This is a genomic window from Pigmentiphaga litoralis (assembly GCF_014651835.1).
In the GTDB taxonomy this organism is placed as follows: domain Bacteria; phylum Pseudomonadota; class Gammaproteobacteria; order Burkholderiales; family Burkholderiaceae_B; genus Pigmentiphaga; species Pigmentiphaga litoralis.
Genome location: NZ_BMXQ01000001.1, coordinates 3,789,591 through 3,805,601 on the forward strand (window position 1 = coordinate 3,789,591; position 16,011 = coordinate 3,805,601).

The 16,011-nt window shown below is 64.3% G+C and carries 16 protein-coding genes; 8 read left to right on the forward strand and 8 right to left on the reverse strand.

The features are described from left to right. The first annotated feature begins 78 nt into the window (after positions 1-78). The 6 genes from IE116_RS17320 (at position 79) to IE116_RS17345 (ending at position 6,106) form a co-directional block, all read left to right on the forward strand. Positions 79-450, forward strand: a complete 372-nt coding sequence (locus tag IE116_RS17320) for a VOC family protein (protein ID WP_189614167.1) — start codon at positions 79-81, stop codon at positions 448-450. A 229-nt stretch (positions 451-679) separates the two neighbouring features. Then, entirely contained in the window at positions 680-1,444 is a 765-nt protein-coding gene (hutC, locus tag IE116_RS17325) for a histidine utilization transcriptional repressor HutC (RefSeq protein WP_229828252.1), read from the forward strand. 238 nt (positions 1,445-1,682) lie between these two features. Continuing rightward, positions 1,683-2,681 (forward strand): Bug family tripartite tricarboxylate transporter substrate binding protein, encoded by a 999-nt coding sequence (locus tag IE116_RS17330; RefSeq protein ID WP_189614168.1) that lies wholly within the window; start codon positions 1,683-1,685, stop codon positions 2,679-2,681. A 7-nt stretch (positions 2,682-2,688) separates the two neighbouring features. Then, positions 2,689-3,693, forward strand: a complete 1,005-nt coding sequence (locus IE116_RS17335) for an ornithine cyclodeaminase family protein (protein ID WP_189614169.1) — start codon at positions 2,689-2,691, stop codon at positions 3,691-3,693. A 30-nt stretch (positions 3,694-3,723) separates the two neighbouring features. Further along, the gene (locus IE116_RS17340) at positions 3,724-5,118 is read left to right on the forward strand and encodes a UbiD family decarboxylase (protein WP_189614170.1); all 1,395 of its coding nucleotides are present in this window, start codon (positions 3,724-3,726) and stop codon (positions 5,116-5,118) included. Between the two features lie 61 nt (positions 5,119-5,179). Beyond that, a complete protein-coding gene (locus IE116_RS17345; RefSeq protein ID WP_189614171.1) occupies positions 5,180-6,106 on the forward strand; it encodes a LysR substrate-binding domain-containing protein in 927 nt (308 codons plus the stop codon). 106 nt (positions 6,107-6,212) lie between these two features. Here IE116_RS17345 and otnI read toward each other — a convergent pair whose 3' ends face one another. The 6 genes from otnI to IE116_RS17375 form a co-directional block, all read right to left on the reverse strand. Next, on the reverse strand, positions 6,213-7,001 hold the full coding sequence (otnI, locus tag IE116_RS17350) for a 2-oxo-tetronate isomerase (protein ID WP_189614172.1): 789 nt from the start codon (positions 6,999-7,001) through the stop codon (positions 6,213-6,215). Between the two features lie 3 nt (positions 7,002-7,004). Further along, positions 7,005-7,868 carry an NAD(P)-dependent oxidoreductase gene (locus IE116_RS17355; protein ID WP_189614173.1) on the reverse strand — a complete coding sequence of 288 codons (864 nt, stop codon included), beginning with the start codon at positions 7,866-7,868 and terminating at the stop codon, positions 7,005-7,007. Positions 7,869-7,911: 43 nt separating this feature from the next. Next, complete coding sequence (locus IE116_RS17360; protein ID WP_189614174.1) at positions 7,912-8,847, reverse strand: 2-hydroxyacid dehydrogenase; 936 nt, start codon at positions 8,845-8,847, stop codon at positions 7,912-7,914. Positions 8,848-8,884: 37 nt separating this feature from the next. Next, a complete protein-coding gene (locus tag IE116_RS17365; protein WP_189614175.1) occupies positions 8,885-9,688 on the reverse strand; it encodes a class II aldolase/adducin family protein in 804 nt (267 codons plus the stop codon). 14 nt (positions 9,689-9,702) lie between these two features. Then, the gene (locus IE116_RS17370) at positions 9,703-10,710 is read right to left on the reverse strand and encodes a Bug family tripartite tricarboxylate transporter substrate binding protein (RefSeq protein ID WP_189614176.1); all 1,008 of its coding nucleotides are present in this window, start codon (positions 10,708-10,710) and stop codon (positions 9,703-9,705) included. Between the two features lie 158 nt (positions 10,711-10,868). Next, positions 10,869-11,666, reverse strand: a complete 798-nt coding sequence (locus IE116_RS17375) for an enoyl-CoA hydratase/isomerase family protein (protein ID WP_189614177.1) — start codon at positions 11,664-11,666, stop codon at positions 10,869-10,871. Between the two features lie 240 nt (positions 11,667-11,906). On the opposite strand from IE116_RS17375, the gene IE116_RS17380 reads away from it, so the two are divergent. Together IE116_RS17380 and IE116_RS17385 are read left to right on the forward strand one after the other, a co-directional pair. Further along, positions 11,907-12,095, forward strand: coding sequence for a DUF2256 domain-containing protein (locus IE116_RS17380; RefSeq protein ID WP_189614178.1), 189 nt, complete (start codon positions 11,907-11,909; stop codon positions 12,093-12,095). A gap of 55 nt (positions 12,096-12,150) precedes the next feature. Then, entirely contained in the window at positions 12,151-13,701 is a 1,551-nt protein-coding gene (locus IE116_RS17385; RefSeq protein WP_189614731.1) for a cryptochrome/photolyase family protein, read from the forward strand. 31 nt (positions 13,702-13,732) lie between these two features. On the opposite strand, the gene IE116_RS17390 is transcribed toward IE116_RS17385, so the two are convergent. Both IE116_RS17390 and IE116_RS17395 read right to left on the reverse strand, forming a co-directional pair. Beyond that, entirely contained in the window at positions 13,733-14,374 is a 642-nt protein-coding gene (locus IE116_RS17390) for a DsbA family oxidoreductase (RefSeq protein ID WP_189614179.1), read from the reverse strand. A gap of 22 nt (positions 14,375-14,396) precedes the next feature. After that, positions 14,397-15,017 (reverse strand): flavin reductase family protein, encoded by a 621-nt coding sequence (locus tag IE116_RS17395; protein WP_229828256.1) that lies wholly within the window; start codon positions 15,015-15,017, stop codon positions 14,397-14,399. Positions 15,018-16,011 lie beyond the last annotated feature (994 nt).

Sequence of the window (16,011 nt, forward strand, 5' to 3'; positions counted from 1 at the left end):
TCTGGAAGAAGATAAGACCCTGCACTGAGACGAACCCGTCGGATCAGCGCGGTCCTTATTCCCCTTCCGGAGCCTTCCATGCCTGTCCCTTCCATGACCATTCTGTATGTCGACAACGCCGAACAGAGCGGGGCGTTCTATGCGCGCCTGCTCGGCCAGCAACCGATCGAAGCGTCCACTACATTCCTGCTTTTTGTTCTTGCCAATGGCCTGAAGCTGGGCCTGTGGTCCAAACACACGTGCACGCCGGCGCCGGCCACCACCGGCGGTGGGTCGGAACTGGCCATGGTCGTCGACGACAGGGCCGCGGTGGACGCGCTGTATCAAAGCTGGTCGGCGGCCGGTATGACGGTGCTGCAGTCGCCCGTGCTGCTCGACTTCGGCTACACCTTCGTGGTCGCCGATCCCGACGGCCACCGTGTGCGTGTTTACACGATGATCGAGGCCTGACACACCGCCAGGCATGACAACGCGAGCCACCCCCGGCGTGTGCTCGCCAATCGCTTCCGTCCAGGTGACGTTCATTGCATAGTCCCGAACGCGTTCAATTTCGAGCATGTTCGATTTCGAGCATGCATCACATTGGTGCCCGGGTTTTCGCCCGCGTTACCGCTTCAATTGGTGCTTGACTATGCAAGTCTAGCCAACATAAAGTCGGGACATGCCTTAGCGAGATGTCATGTCCCCGACACATTCTGCCGCGCTGCAAGCCCCGTACGCCCGCATCAAGATGCATGTCCTGAGCAGGATCGATTCAGGCGAGTGGGAGGTCAGTGCGCGAGTGCCCTCGGAACATCAACTTGCCGCGGAATTTGGTGTGTCGCGCATGACCGCGCGGCGCGCCATTCTTGAACTGACGCAAGACGGCGTATTGATGCGCAGCCAGGGCATCGGCACCTTCGTGGCGGACCGCAAGCCGATGCTGTCGGTGCTCGAGGTGCGCAACATTGCCGACGAAATCGCCGAGCGCGGCCATCGCTACAGCAACCAGGTGATCGTGCTCAAAACTGAGCAGGCTTCAGAAGTCATGGCCCTGTACCTGGGCGTGGCGACCGGCTCGCCCATCCATCATTCCATCATCGTGCACCTGGACAACCAGGTGCCGGTGCAGCTGGAAGACCGCTATACCAATCCCGCGGTGGCGCCCGACTATCTGCTACAGGACTTCACCCAGCAGACCCCCAACGCCTACCTGTCACGCGTGGCTCCCTTGGGCGCGGCGGAGCACACGGTGGAAGCCGTGACCCCGTCGGCCGAGATGGCAGAGTGGCTCGCATTGGCGCCTGGCGAAGCGTGCCTGCAAGTCAATCGCCGCACGTGGTCGCAGGGCGAGGTCGCGACCTTTGCACGGCTGATTCATCCGGGCTCGCGGTACCGCCTGGGCGGGGGTATGGTGGTGCTGCAACCGCAGCAGGGAAAAGCCGCGTTCAAGCGCGTGCGTTGATCTGAAGCCGTCCGGCACCCCCGCGCAAGCACCGCATCGTCGCCACCCGCATCCTCGGCAACTTACCCTCGGCACCCCCGCATTCCGCACCACCCACTTCCTAACTACCCGCATATCGCTCCACCCGATCAAAGAAACCGGCCCGACCGGCGCACGGGAGACACAGTGTTTACGCATCACCATCCGGCCTGGCCTGAAGGGTCGTGCCGGCAAGCATCTTGTCAATCTGGAGAGTCACATGAAAGCAGGGATCAAGACCGTCGCCCGCATCGTTGCGCTGGCATCCGGGATCGCAGCCACCGCAGGCCTTGCCGCCAGCGCGTCCGCCGCCGAACCCTTCCCGAACAAGCCCGTCCGCATCATCGTGCCATTCGGCCCGGCGGGGATTGCCGACAGCCTGCCACGCATCGTCGGACAGCGATTGTCCGAACAATGGGGCGTTCCGGTGATCGTGGAGAACCGTGCAGGCGCGGCGGGCAACATCGGCATGGAAGCGGGCGCCCGCGCGGCGCCTGACGGCTACACGATGACCCTGGCGCCATCGGGCAACCTGACCGTGAACCCGCTGCTGTTTCCCAAGCTGACCTTCAACACGGCAAAGGACCTGTCGCCCGTGACGGTGCTGGCGACGTCGCCCAACGTGCTGGTCGTGAACGCGTCCTTGCCCGTCAAGACGATGCCCGAGCTGATCGCGTACGCCAAGGCGCATCCCGGCAAGCTCAATTACTCGTCGCCGGGCACCGGCACCGGCGCCCACCTGGCAGGTGAACTGCTGAACATCAGCGCCGGCATCGACGCCGTCCACGTGCCCTACAACGCGATGGCAGCGGCTGTGAACGACGTGCTGAGCGGCCAGGTGCAGATGATGTTCGCCGGCGTCTCGACCATCGTGCAGCACGTGCAGTCGGGCCGCCTGCGCGCCCTGGCCGTGGCTGGGCCCAAGCGGCTGGCGGTGCTGCCCGACGTGCCCACCGTGATCGAAAGCGGCTACCCCGGATTCGACGTGACCTCGTGGTACGGGCTGGTCGTGCCGTCTGCCACGCCCGCCCCCATCGTGCAGAAACTGCAGCAGGACATTGCAAGCGCGTTGAAGCAGGACGACATCAAGGCCAAGTTTGCCGCGATGGGTGTCGACCCGCTGGGCAATACGCCGGCCGAGTTCGGCCGCATGATCCAGGTCGAAACCAAGAAGTGGACGGACATCGTCCGCCAAGCCAACATCCAACCGCTGGAGTAAGCGCGCCATGCAATCCATAGACATCACTTATCTGAACGGCCCGGACGTCAAGGCGCTTGCGCTGACGGACGCCGAAATCCTGGCTGCCGTCGAATCAGCGCTCGATGCGCAGGGCCGCGGCGAGACGGTCATCGAACCGCGCATGCACCTGGTGCCGGAATCGTCCGACAAGGGGCACTTCAATGTGCTGCGCGGCTACATCAAGCCTCTGCACGTGGCTGGCGTCAAGGTGGTCAGCGACTTCGTCGACAACTACAAGGTCGGCCTGCCGTCGGAAATGGCGCTGCTCAACCTGTTCGATCCGGACACCGGCAAGCCCCTGGCCGTGGTTGACGCCACTGCCATCACCGACATGCGCACGGGCGCCATGACGGCGCTCGGGGCCAAGCACCTGGCGCGCAAGAACAGCAAGATCCTTGGCCACATCGGCGCGCGCGGCACGTCGTACTGGAACGTGCGGCTGCTCGACAGCCTGTACGACTTCGATGAGATCCGCGTGCATTCGCGCCGCCCGGAAAGCCGTGAAGCGTTTGCGGCGCGGCTGGAGCAGGATCTGGGCAAGCCCATCATCGTGACGACGGATTGGGAGTCGTGCGTGCGTGGGGCCGACATCGTGGTGGAGGCCTCGCGCCTGCCCGAGCCGACACCGATGCTCAAGACGGAATGGATCAAACCCGGCGCCTTCGTCGTGCCCTACGGCACGATGAGCGCCGTCGAATTGTCGCTGACCGATATCATGAGCAAGATGGTGGTGGATGACTGGGGCCAGTGCCGCAAGGGCCTGCCCTTCGGCGCGCTGCGGCCGCATGTCGAGAGCGACCGCCTGAGCGAACAGAACCTGCATGCCGAACTGGGCCAGATCGTGGCAGGCAAGAAGTCCGGCCGCGAACGCGACGACGAGACCATCCTGTTCTGGCATCGCGGCCTGTCGACCACCGACATTGCGCTCGGCCACGCCATGCTGGTCAAGGCCCGTGCGATGGGCCTCGGCCAGACACTTAAGTTCGCCTGATTCCGCATTTCCCTAGCCGAGGCCGCCACCATGGATACCGCCACGCCCCAGTACGACAAGCAGGACCTTCGCAGCTTCCTGACGCAGTACGAAGCAAGCCATCCAGACCAGGTGATGCGCGTCTCGCAACCGGTTGCGCTCGATTACGACACCGTGGCGCTGGCCTTCGAACTTGAAGCACGCAAGCAGAGCCCGGTGCTGATCTTCGACAACGTGACCGGCTCGCGGTTTCCGGTGCTGATGAACCTGTTCGGCGCGCGTGACCGCTACGCCGCGGCCCTGGGCGTGACCGTGCAGCAGCTGCCGCAGGCCTGGGCATCGACCGACACCCGGCCGCTTCCTCCGGATGTCCTGACAACCGGACCGATCAAGGACGTGGTCCTGACGGGCGACGATGTCGACCTCGGCTACCTGCCCATCATGCGCAATTTTGTGGAAGACGGCGGCCCGTACGTGACCAACGCGATGTTCATCGCCAGGGACCCGGAAACGGGTGTGCGCAACGCGTCCTTCCACCGGCTGCATGTCAAAGGCAAGACCCGCTTCGGCACCAGCCTGCACAGCCGCCGTCATCTGTGGAATTACGCGCGCAAGGCCAAGGCAATGGGCCTGACCGAGCTGCCGGTGGTGGTCGTGATCGGCTGCCATCCGCTCATCACGATCGGGTCCGGCTTGTGGAAGGGTCCGATCGATGCGGACGAGTACGAAGCCGCGGGGGGCTTTCTGGGCGAACCGCTCAAGGTAGTGGAAGGCGTGACGGGTCCGGTCGACATTCCTGCGTTTGCCGAGATCGCGATCGAAGGGCGCCTGCTGCTCGATGCCGATGAAGACGAAGGGCCGTTCGGCGAGTTCACGGGCTATGCGTCCGAGCGGTCGACGCGCCATGCCTTGGAGGTGACCGCCATTCTGCACCGCAAGGACGCCTTCTATCACACGATCGTGGGCGGGATGTCCGATGAACACACGATGCTGCTGGGCATCTCGCAAGAGGCGCGGCAGCTCAAGACGCTGCGGGTGCAGTACCCCAACGTGACCGCCGTGCACTACCCCAAGTCCGGGACCTGCCTGCTGCATGTGTATGTGTCGGTCAAGGACCCGGCGCCCGGCGAAGCCCGCAACATTGCGCTGGCGGCCCTGGGCGACAACCTGAGCCTGAAGCTGGTGGTGGTCGTTGACGATGACATCGATGTGTTCAACGAGCAGCAAGTGATCTGGGCGATGGCCACGCGTTTCCAGGCGGACACCGACACCGACACCATCAAGGTCGGCATGGGGGCGATCCTGGACCCGTCCAACCATGCGGGGCAGACCGCCAAGCTGATCATTGACGCCACGATCAAGAAAAAGCCCTTCCCCCGCAGGCACTCCTTGCCCCGGGAGTCCACCGAGGAAGCGCGCCGTCTGGCCGATGCGCTGCTGAAATAGTTGAGGACTGCAAGGGTTTGTCCGATGCCCTGACCAGACGCAAGGCTCCCTATACTGCCGCGTGGACCTCAAACAACTCGAATACTTCATCCGCGTCGCAGAGCTGGGCGGTTTCACGCGAGCTTCCATCGCGCTCGATATCGCGCAGCCTGCGCTCAGCCGGCAGGTGCGTCAGCTCGAAGTCGAGCTGGGGCACACCCTGCTCATCCGGAACGGGCGGGGCGTGACGCTGACCGAGTCCGGCAAGCAATTGCTGGAGCACGCGCGCGGCATCCTGTACCAGGTGTCGCGCACCCGCGAAGAACTGGGCCGCGTCAGTGGCGCGCTGGCCGGACGCGTGGCAGTGGGCCTGCCGCCGTGCTTTGCCAAGATCCTGACCGTGCCGCTGACACGCGCGGTGCGCGAGCGCATGCCCAATGCCACGCTGTCCATTACCGAGAACCTGTCGACGTCCCTGCACGAGTCGCTTGTCAGCGGCCGGCTCGACATCGCCTTGCTCTACAACCCGCCCGCATCAGCCGACATCGAAAGCACGGTGTTGCTGGAAGAGAACTTCTACTTCGTGACCCGCAAGCAAGAGGACAACGGCGCGGACAGCATTGCGCTGCGCGACGTGGCCAACAACGCACTGGTCATTCCCACGCGGCCCAACACGATCCGCATGCTTGTCGAGAGCGAGCTGGCGCGGCTGAGCAAACGCCCTCGTATCGCGCTGGAGATCGACGGTATCGCGGCGATCCTGGATCTGGTGGCGGATGGCGCAGGCGCCGCCGTACTGTCCAGGAATGCCGTCGACACGGCAGAACGACGGCACCTGTTTCACGCCGTGCCTATCGTCGACCCCTATCTGCGTGCCCGCTTGGCGGTCGGCGTAAGCGCAAGGCGGCCGGCCACGCTTACGCAGCAGGCCATGCAGTCGGTGCTGCGTGAACTCGTCAGTACGCTGCTGGAAAATCCGGTGACGATGTCGGAGGTGGCGCCGGCATAGGCGCCGGCATAGGCGCCGACATAGGCGCCGACATAGACGCAGGCAGGGACGGGCGCAGGGCGTGCATGGCCTCCATGGCCTCCATGCCCTGTATGGCCTCTATGCCCTATATGGCCCGCATCCACTCAAGCCCGGCCGATGTGCCGCCCCGTGCGGCCGATCTCGGGTGGTACTCGCACCCCGTCCACCCCGTGTAGCCCAGTTCATCGATCAGGTCGAACAGATAGCCATACGACAGTTCGCCGGTATCCGGTTCATGCCGGTCGGGCACGCCTGCAATCTGCAGATGGCCGACGCGCCCGGTGGGCAGGTAGGCGCGCAGTTTCTGCGCCACGTCACCTTCCACGATCTGGCAGTGATACAGGTCCATCTGGACCTTGAGGTTGCCCGCGTCCACCGCCTTGATGATGGCGTGCGCGTCATCCTGGCGACTCAGCAGAAAACCCGGCATGTCTCGGGGATTGATGGGCTCGATCAGGATGTCGCGGCCTGCCGCACGGGCTTGCGCGCAGCACCAGATCAGGTTCTCGATGAAGGTGGCGCGCAGACGCTGCACGTCGGCGCCGTGCGGCACGATGCCCGGCATGACGTGCAGACGGCGGCACGACAGCACCTGGGCGTATTCCAGCGCGCGCAGAAAGCCGTCGCGAAACTCGGCCTTGCGCTCGGGCAGACAGGCAATGCCGCGCTCGTCGGGATGGGCGCGCGGCGTGGCATTGAAGAACACCAGTTCCAGCCCATGGTCCCGCAAGCGCGTGCTCAGTTGCGTCGCACGGTAGGCATAGGGGAAGAAGAACTCGACCCCTTCGAACCCGTCGTTGGCTGCTGCTTCGAAGCGGTCCAGGAAGTCGAGTTCCGGATACAGCATCGTCAGGTTGGCAGCGAATCTGGGCATGGGCTAGCGCTTTGTCTGGGTCTTGCCGTTGGTTGACGCTTGCAACTGATCGAGTACGGTGTCGATATCGGGCGCCGACGGGGCATCCTTGAACTGGTCAAGCCGGCGATAGATGTCGGCGGCGCCTTCATGGAAACCGGAGGGCAATCCCGCCGCCGCAAAGCTGGCCGCGATCTCTTCCATTTCTGCCACCCATCGCCATGCCTTGTCAGCCTTGGCGGCGACTTCGGCGGACCGCTTGACGGTAGGTGTGCTCGACAGCTGCCATTCATCCAGCAGCGCCTGTTCCACGCCTTCATGCCGGGCCAGCGCACGAATGTTGGCCAGCAGCGCGGTGGCGCCCTTCGACCATGCCGCATAGCAGACCTTGAGGGCCGACGCGCTGCCGGGTGGCCCGTCGATCGCAATGGCCTGCAAGGCGCTGCCTTCGAACAGGGCCGCAACCGCCGCCGCCTGGCCGCCGCACAGATACAGCCGGGTGGATCCGGCGGCCTTGGGCGGCTGCCCGACGATGCCGCCATCGACAAAGCCCGCTGCACTGGAAACGGCCTGCGCCACGTCGCGCGCGGTGTCGGGCGAGATGGCATTCGCATCGACGTAGATGCCCTTGAAGCCCAGCGCCGCGACTTCGTGAGCAAGCGCCAGTGCGCCATGCGGGGGGCAGATCGACAGGATGATGTCGGCGCTCTCGACCAGCGCTTGAAGGCTGCCGCAGTCTTCCAGGCCGGCCGTGTCGGCACGGCGACGCGTCGCCTCGCTGCGGCCTTCGGACGTCCAGAGCACACGATGCCCGAGCCCGCGCAGGCAGGCGCCGACCGCGGCGCCCATCGCACCTGGGTGAAGGATCGCAAGGGTGGGAGAAGACATGGTGGCTCCTGCTGCGGGGAAAGGGACTGTCACTATAGCTGCGTCATACCGGCGTCAGCACCTTGCCCGTCTGAAAATAGGCCGCCAGATTGTCACCCACCAGCGCCTCCATGTCGGCGCGCGATTCGCGCGTGAAGCCCGCAATGTGCGACATCAGCACGACCTGGTCCATGGCCAGCAAGGACTCCGGCACGTTGGGTTCGTTTTCGTACACGTCCAGTCCGGCGCCACCGACGCGGCCTTCCTGCAAGGCCGCCACCAGGGCGGCTTCATCCACGACGCTGCCGCGCGCGATGTTGACGAGGATGCCTTGCAGACCCAGCGCATCCAGGATGTCGGCCGACACCAGGTGCCGGGTGGCGGCGCCACCGACGCAGGCCACCACCAGAAAGTCAGCCCACTCGGCCAGATCGCGTAGCGACTCCACATGCTCGTGCGGCGTGTCGGCCACCGGTCGCCGCGTGTGATACCGCACCGTCATGCCAAAGCCGACGCCACGCCGCGCAATTTCCTGGCCGATGCCGCCAAAACCAAGCAGGCCCAATCGTTTGCCATGCACCCGTGTCATCAGCGGCCGTTGCCCGGTCTTCCAGCCGCCTGCGCGCACGAAGCGGTCGGTGGTGCTGAGGCCGCGTGCCACATCGATCAACAGGCCCATGGCCAGGTCGGCCACGCAGCCATTGAGCACGTCGGGCGTGTTGCTCACCTGCACACCCTGGCGATGCGCGGCGTCGATGTCGATCTTGTCGTAGCCGGCGCCGAAGTTGGCCAGCACCTTCAGGTTGGGCACGGCGGCGAACAGCGCCGCGTCACAGGCCAAGCGCAGGTGGGTCGCGGCGGCCTCGAACTCGGCGCCATGTTGCGCCAGGAAGGCGGCCGGGTCGGGCTCTTTCCACAGCGGATGCACGGTGTATTCGGCGGCCAGTCTTGCGTCGACCGCGGGTGTGATGGGACCGATCTGGAGCAGGCGGTGGGTCATGGGTGAGGGGATTCGCTTGAAAGGATCGGAAAGGGCATCAGTCGCGGTAGCTCGCGTCGCGGCGATCCAGCATGCGCAGCAGGGCCGGCCATTCGCGGCGGCCATGCGGCGGAAAGTTGCCGTGGATGTCGGGGGTCGGTGCGCGCCGCAACTGGTTGTACGCCTTGTCGACCGCGGCCTGAGGCGGCATGTGAATCGGGCTGTTCGCGGACATCGTCAACAATTGCGTCTGGCACGCGCGCTCTAGCCGCTGCATGTTCACGAAGGCTTCGGCCACGTCCTGCCCCACGGTCAACAGGCCGTGATTGCGCAGGATCAGGGCGTCCTTGTTGCCCAGGCTGCTGACCAGGCGCCGACGCTCGTCGGTGTCGACGGCCACCCCTTCGAACTCGTGATATCCCACGCCGCCCGCAAAGCGCATGGCGGTCTGGTTCAGCGGCAGCAGGCCACATTCCAGCGCCGACACGGCCATGCCCGCAGGCGTATGCGTGTGCAGCACGCAGCCCACGTCGTGCCGCGCGCCGTGGATGGCGCTGTGGATCACGTAGCCCGCCAGGTTGATCGTGTAGTCGGTGTTGGGGTTGTGGATGATGTTGCCATCCAGATCGATCTTGATCAGGCTGGACGCAGTGATTTCCTCGTACATCATCCCGAAGGGATTGATCAGGAAATGCACATCGTCACCCGGCACCCGGGCCGAGATGTGATTCAGGATCATGTCGCTCATGCCGAACAGATCCACCAGCCGATAGCACGCCGCCAGGTCGATCCGCAGTTGCCGTTCGGCGTCGGTGATCACCGGTTCAGAGCGGGAAGAAAACAGAGCTTGCATGATGCGCATCCTTACGAGTCCACCTACTGTTTCTCGATTTGAGCTTGCTCAATCACAGTACGCCATTTCCGGGCGTCCTTCTCGAAGACGGCCTTGAGCGCTTCCGGGGTGCTGCTGCCGGGCTCGATACCCAGGTCGATGAAGCGCTGCCGCAGATCGGGCGATTGCAGCGCCTTGACGATCTCCTGGTTGAGACGCGCAACGATCTCGCGCGGCGTATTGGCCGGGGCGACGATGCCGTTCCAGGAATCCGATTCATAGGCTGCCAGGCCCGGCACGCCACTTTCGGCAATGGTCGGGACGTCGGGCAGGAAGGACAGGCGCTGCGTGGACGATGTGGCAATGGCGCGCAAGGCGCCGCCCTTGACCTGACCCAGCACGCCGGTCACCGTCTCCATCGCCACCTGCACATTGCGGCCCCGCAAGGCGCCAATGACCTCGCCGGTCGACTTGAACGGGACGATAGGCACCGGGATCCGGGCCATGGTGCTGAACAGGCTGGCGGACAGATGCTGCGCACTGCCCACGCTGATGGTGCCGATGTTGACCCGCGCCGGATCGTTGCGGGCGGCAACGACCAGGTCATCGACGGTCTTGAGCGGGCTGTCTTTGTCGACCACCAGCAGGAAGTGGAAGGTCCCGATGGTCGAGATCATCGAAAAACTTTGCACCGGATCGTAGGGCAGGGACTTGAACAGGTAGGGGCTGAATGCGTTCTGCCCGCTGACCAGCAGCAAGGTGTAGCCATCGGGCGCGGCACGCGCCACCGTGGACGCCGCAGTGATGCCACCCGCACCCGGCGCGTTTTCGACCACGACGCTTTGCCCGGTGGATTCCGACATCTTTTGCGCCAGGGCCCGGGTCACGGTGTCGCCCAGACCACCCGGTCCGAAGCCGACGACGATCCGTATGGGCTTGACGGGAAACGCGGGCGCGGGCGCTGCCTGCACCACGTTGAGCATGCTCAATCCGAGCAGCGCGGCAGCCAGGCGCTGCCCGCGCCGCCACCAGGGCGTCGTCGAGAGGGTCATGTCGTCTCCTGCCGGGGTGGCGGTGGAATGCGGTGATGTGGCGGTGATCCGCGCATTCCGGCATTGTGCGGCGACAGGCGTGCCCCGTCTCCCCCTGCAGGCTTCAAGCTGTTATGCCGCTACGGCATCGCTCGTGCCCGAAGGCGCGAGCCCGCCTGTCACCGACCCTTGAAATCCGCCTTGCGCTTTTCATTGAACGCCAGCACGCCTTCGATCCGGTCTTCGGTGGTCACCAGGCGGTTGTACGCTTCGATTTCGAAGCGATAGCCCGTCAGCAGATCGCCCTGCAAACCATGGTGGATGGACTTCTTGGCCTGCCGGATTGACAGAGGTGCATTGGCCGCGATCGCGTCCGCCGTCGCGAACGCGTCGTCGAGCAGGGTGGCCGGGTCGCACACCCGGTTCACCATGCCCCATTCGTACGCCTCGTCCGCCGAAAAGGGACGTGCACTGAAGATCAGTTCTTTGGCGCGCCGCTCGCCCACCGCGCGGGCCAGGGTCTGCGTGCCGCCGGTGCCCGGCATGATGCCCAGCTTGGTCTCCGACAAGGCAAAGCGCGCCGTACGCGCCGCATAGACGAAGTCGCAGCCCAGCACCATTTCGCAGCCGCCGCCAAAGGCGTGGCCGTTCACGGCCGCGATCACCGGGATGGGGCAGTCGAGCAGCGTGACGAACATGCGTTCGAAGATCTCGTGCTGCGCCCGCCATGCGTCGTTGGTCATGCCGTCGCGCTCCTTCAGGTCGCCACCGGCGCAGAAGGCGCGATCGCCCGATCCAGTCAGCACCACGCAGCGCAGTGCGCCAGGTTTGGCCGTCAGGCGTGCCCACAGGTCCAGCGTGTCTTCACCCATTTGCGTGTTGATCGCGTTGAGAACTTCCGGACGGTTCAGCGTGACCTGCAGGACGTGATCGTTGCGATGTTCAACAAGCAGGGTGGCGTACTGGGGAAAAGACATGACGGGTCCTCAGGGAAGGGGCGGTACGCGCGCAGTAGCGGGAAAATGCGGCGCACGCCCCGTGGGCGGAAGGGGCGACAGGCACCCCATGGCGAACGGTTGCGTCAGTGTGCCAAAGGATGGCGGACAACGGCGTAACGGGCCGTTGCGTGAGCCAGGACCCGGGCGGCATTTTCCGTGGCATGCTACTCACAGGCAGTTGCCTGACCCTGTTCCCCTTCATCGACCCACCAGCCTTTCATGCCTCGCGGCGACACCCGACTCAAAAGCAGCCACCCTGGCAACAAGGCCGACCTTCCGAGCAAACCGTGCCAGGCCTGCGGGCGACTCATGACCTGGCGCAAGGCCTGGGCCAAGAACTGGGAATCGGTGCGCTATTGCTCTGACCGCTGCCGCGCAGCGGGCCACGCCGGACCATCCCGTGACTGAGTCGCCGGACAGCGCCACGCCGCAGCCGCCGCCGCAACCGCAACCGCAACCAGGCTTGCGCAGGCTGGTGATCGTGCTGGGTGACCAGCTCGATCCGCAAGCCTCGGCTTTTGATGGCTTCGACCCCGCCCAGGACGCCGTATGGATGGCCGAGGTCACGGAAGAATCGACCCACGTCTGGAGCACCAAGCCACGCATCGCCATCTTCTTGAGCGCCATGCGGCACTTTCGCAAGACGCTGGTGGATCGCGGAATCACGGTGCACTATCTGGCGCTGTCCGACCCGGGCAACCCCGGGACGCTGCAGGCGGCACTGACCGATGCAATCGGCGCCCTGCATCCGCAGGCGCTGGGCATGACCGCGCCGGGCGACTGGCGGGTGCTGCACGCCTTGCGCGACGTGGCGCGCGACCATCAGTTGCCGCTGCACCTGTCCGACGACCGGCATTTTTTCAGCACCGTCAGGGACTTTGCCGACCATGCGCGCACGCATCGTCCTTTGCGCATGGAATATTGGTATCGCGAGATGCGCCAGCGCTTCGGCATCCTGATGGAGCAGGGCAAGCCCGTGGGTGGACGCTGGAACTTCGATACTGAAAACCGAAAGTCATTCGGCAAAGCCGGCCCGAAAGACGTTCCGCCCCCCACACGATTCGAACCCGACAGCATCACGACAGGCGTGATCGACGAAGTGACCACGCGGTTCGCGGACCACCCCGGCTCGCTCGCCTCATTTGCCTGGCCGGTAACGCGGCCGCAGGCCTTGCAGGCATTGCAGGACTTCGTAGCGCAGCGCCTGCCCGAGTTCGGCACGCACCAGGACGCAATGTGGACACACGAGCCGTGGCTGTATCACTCGCATCTGTCGTCATCGCTCAACCTGAAGCTGCTGGATGCGCGTGAAGTGGTTCAGGCAGCCATCGATGCGTGGCAGTCCGGGCATGCGCCCCTGGCATCGGTTGAAGGCTTCGCGCGGCAGATCCTGGGGTGGCGCGAATACGTCCGTGGTGTGTACTGGACGCAGATGCCCGGCTATGTCGATCGGAATGAACTGCAGGCCACACGCGATCTGCCCGCCTTCTACTGGACGGGCGACACCGACATGGCCTGCCTGCGCGCGGTCATCGGTCAAACGCTGGAACATGGCTACGCGCACCATATTCAGCGGCTGATGGTGACGGGCCTGTACGCGATGATGCTGGGGGTGCGGCCGCGCGATGTGCACTACTGGTATCTGGCCGTGTATGTCGACGCCGTCGAATGGGTCGAGATGCCCAACACCATCGGCATGAGCCAGTACGCCGATGGCGGCCTGATGGGCAGCAAGCCCTACGTGGCCAGCGGCCGTTACATCGACCGAATGAGCAATTATTGCAAGGGCTGCCGCTTCGACCCCGGCGTGTCGACCGGGGCGCGGGCATGCCCCTTCACCACGCTGTACTGGGACTTCCTGCTGCGGCACGAAGACCGATTGCAAACCAACGAGCGCATGACCATGCCGCTGAAGCATCTGGACCGGCTGGATGCCGAGCAGCGCGACGCCGTGCGCAGGCAGGCAGAGATGCACCGCGTGTCAGTCGGCGCGATTGAGCGTGATCAGGATTGACGATGGTCAATGACCACCCCCCGCCTGACGCTTACCTTCCCGCCATCAACAGCTGCGCCAGCACCGCCGGGGGCTGCGCGCCACTGACATCGTTCAAGCCCACGCGAAAGTGCGGCACGGCGTCGATGCCGTCCTGGTGCGCCTGGGTTTCTTCGGCCATCACCTCTGCCTCGCCCTCATTGCTGGCCAGAAAGGCGCGCACCTCCGCGGCGGCGTAGCCCTGCTGTTCTGCGATGTCCACCAGCACGTCGGGGCTGCCGATGTTGCGGCCTTGCTGGAAATAGGCGGAGTAGATCGCGTCGTGCAGATGCACCTTGCGTGCTGCATCCCCTTGCGACTCGGCAAAGCGGATCAGCCGGTGCGCCAGACGGGAATTGGGCGTGACTTCCATCTTGTCGAACGCAAACACGGCCCCGGCCTTTTCGCCCGCCTGCGCCACCTGCGCGTCCAGGGCCAGCGACCGTTCCCAGCTGCCGAACTTGCGCGTGCGGTAGTCGCGCCGGGCAATGCCTTCGGGTGGCAGGCCGGGATTCAGCTCGAAGGGATGAAAGTGCAAAGACACCTGATCCCCCATGCCGGTCTGCGCCAGCGCCGCGCGCAAGTGGTGATGGCCGATCCAGCACCACGGGCACACGAAATCGTAGGTGATATGAACGTCGAGCAGGTCGGACATGGTGTTCTCCAGGACTGGGTGGTTATTTCGGGCGGCGCAGCTTGAACAGGCCTTCGGGCAGGACTTCGAAATAGTCCGCCGGACCGCCGGCACGCAGCACGTGTCCCGCGTGTGCCGTGTCGTAGATCCCTTCGCGCAAGCTGGACGGCGCGATATGGATGCCGACGACCTCACCCAGCACCAGCCAGGTCTCGACCTTTTCACCCGATGCGCTCTGCAGTTGGATCAGCTGCGACAGGCGGCATTCGAACGACACCGGACTTTCCGCGACGCGCGGCACGCTGACCACCCGCGACGCCACCGGCGTCAGGCCCGACAACGCAAATTCGTCGACGTCAGGCGCAACCATCGCCGACGTGGCGTTCATGCGTTCCACCAGAGGGCGCGTCACCAGGTTCCAGCAGAACTCGCCGGTGGCTTCGATGTTGTGCAGGCTGTCTTTGGATCCGATGCTGGCGAAGCCCACGATCGGCGGCGTGTAGTTGAACGCGTTGAAGAAGCTGTACGGCGCCAGATTCAGCACGCCGTCGGCCGAGCGGGACGATACCCAGCCGATCGGGCGCGGTCCGACGATGGCATTAAACGGATCATGCGGCAGCCGGTGCCCCTGCACCGGTTCGTAGAAGTGCATGTCTTCAGACACGGAAATCCTCTTGCAAGTCAGGTGACGCACCCGTGTGCGGCCGGATGCGGATGGATGTATCGCGGTATCGACTGCGTCGGCCGCGGCCCCGGCGCATGACCGGGCGGCTCAGGCGATGAGCTTAGCACCGGCCTATGCGGTGGAGGGCGACCGCTGCAGTCGCCGGACTTTACGAAACGCGAAGCTGCTGTAGCGACGCGTTGCCTCGATTCAGGTCTCGCAGGTCGACGCTATTCCACCGGGGAATACCGAACCAGGCGTTTGGTTCGGGATGGACCTCTTGGCAACTGGGGCGCCGGACGACGACCAGCAGACACATTCGTTTCGACGGTTCCTGGCCGCACACCTGATGTGCACGCTTGCCCATGCGCGAAGTCATCGCTCCGTCGCCAGGATCGGGCGCCTTATGGCCCTGTGGATAAGCTCTGGTAAGCGCTTCTGTGCACAAGGTGTTGAGCCTTTCTGAACAAGCCCGTTCCGCAAGCCTTCGCAAAAAGTTGTCCAAGTTCACGAACAGCAAACGAGCAGGGTTGTACGCGTTCTTTAGACGTCCAAGCCTTTGATCTCAAACATCAAATCCGGGTTGTTCAAGTTATCCACAGGCTCCTATTAGCTGCCACTATGTAAATACATAGTTATTCATGGAACACCAATAGCTTTCCAGAACGAGAAGGATCGCAGGTCACCCAGCAGAGATTCACAGCAGAAAAGCGAAGGTTGGAGGGCAACAGTCGGACGTGCGGGCTCCTGGATCAACCGTCGATATGATCTGCCGACCTCGCACAACAACGATGACCGTGCTCAATTCTTGTGCAATTCGGCATGACATCCGCGAATAGTGCTGAAAAAACGAGCAATTGAAGGGCTGGGCCAAAGTTATGAACATGGAAAAAGCACTGCCGTAGCGAAAAACGGAAGGAAGACAGCGCTGTTTTCCGGGAGTTGGCTCTGTCGGCATCGCGTGGCAGCAACGCGCGGACCTCAGTTGATTGCC

What these genes read in the sequence shown, in the direction of transcription:
- IE116_RS17320 (WP_189614167.1), top strand. Translation starts at nt 79, where the DNA reads ATGCCTGTCCCTTCCATGACCATTCTGTATGTCGACAACGCCGAACAG.
- hutC (WP_229828252.1), top strand. Translation starts at nt 680, where the DNA reads ATGTCCCCGACACATTCTGCCGCGCTGCAAGCCCCGTACGCCCGCATC.
- IE116_RS17330 (WP_189614168.1), top strand. Translation starts at nt 1,683, where the DNA reads ATGAAAGCAGGGATCAAGACCGTCGCCCGCATCGTTGCGCTGGCATCC.
- IE116_RS17335 (WP_189614169.1), top strand. Translation starts at nt 2,689, where the DNA reads ATGCAATCCATAGACATCACTTATCTGAACGGCCCGGACGTCAAGGCG.
- IE116_RS17340 (WP_189614170.1), top strand. Translation starts at nt 3,724, where the DNA reads ATGGATACCGCCACGCCCCAGTACGACAAGCAGGACCTTCGCAGCTTC.
- otnI (WP_189614172.1), bottom strand. Translation starts at nt 7,001, where the DNA reads ATGCCCAGATTCGCTGCCAACCTGACGATGCTGTATCCGGAACTCGAC.
- IE116_RS17355 (WP_189614173.1), bottom strand. Translation starts at nt 7,868, where the DNA reads ATGTCTTCTCCCACCCTTGCGATCCTTCACCCAGGTGCGATGGGCGCC.
- IE116_RS17360 (WP_189614174.1), bottom strand. Translation starts at nt 8,847, where the DNA reads ATGACCCACCGCCTGCTCCAGATCGGTCCCATCACACCCGCGGTCGAC.
- IE116_RS17365 (WP_189614175.1), bottom strand. Translation starts at nt 9,688, where the DNA reads ATGCGCATCATGCAAGCTCTGTTTTCTTCCCGCTCTGAACCGGTGATC.
- IE116_RS17370 (WP_189614176.1), bottom strand. Translation starts at nt 10,710, where the DNA reads ATGACCCTCTCGACGACGCCCTGGTGGCGGCGCGGGCAGCGCCTGGCT.
- IE116_RS17375 (WP_189614177.1), bottom strand. Translation starts at nt 11,666, where the DNA reads ATGTCTTTTCCCCAGTACGCCACCCTGCTTGTTGAACATCGCAACGAT.
- IE116_RS17380 (WP_189614178.1), top strand. Translation starts at nt 11,907, where the DNA reads ATGCCTCGCGGCGACACCCGACTCAAAAGCAGCCACCCTGGCAACAAG.
- IE116_RS17390 (WP_189614179.1), bottom strand. Translation starts at nt 14,374, where the DNA reads ATGTCCGACCTGCTCGACGTTCATATCACCTACGATTTCGTGTGCCCG.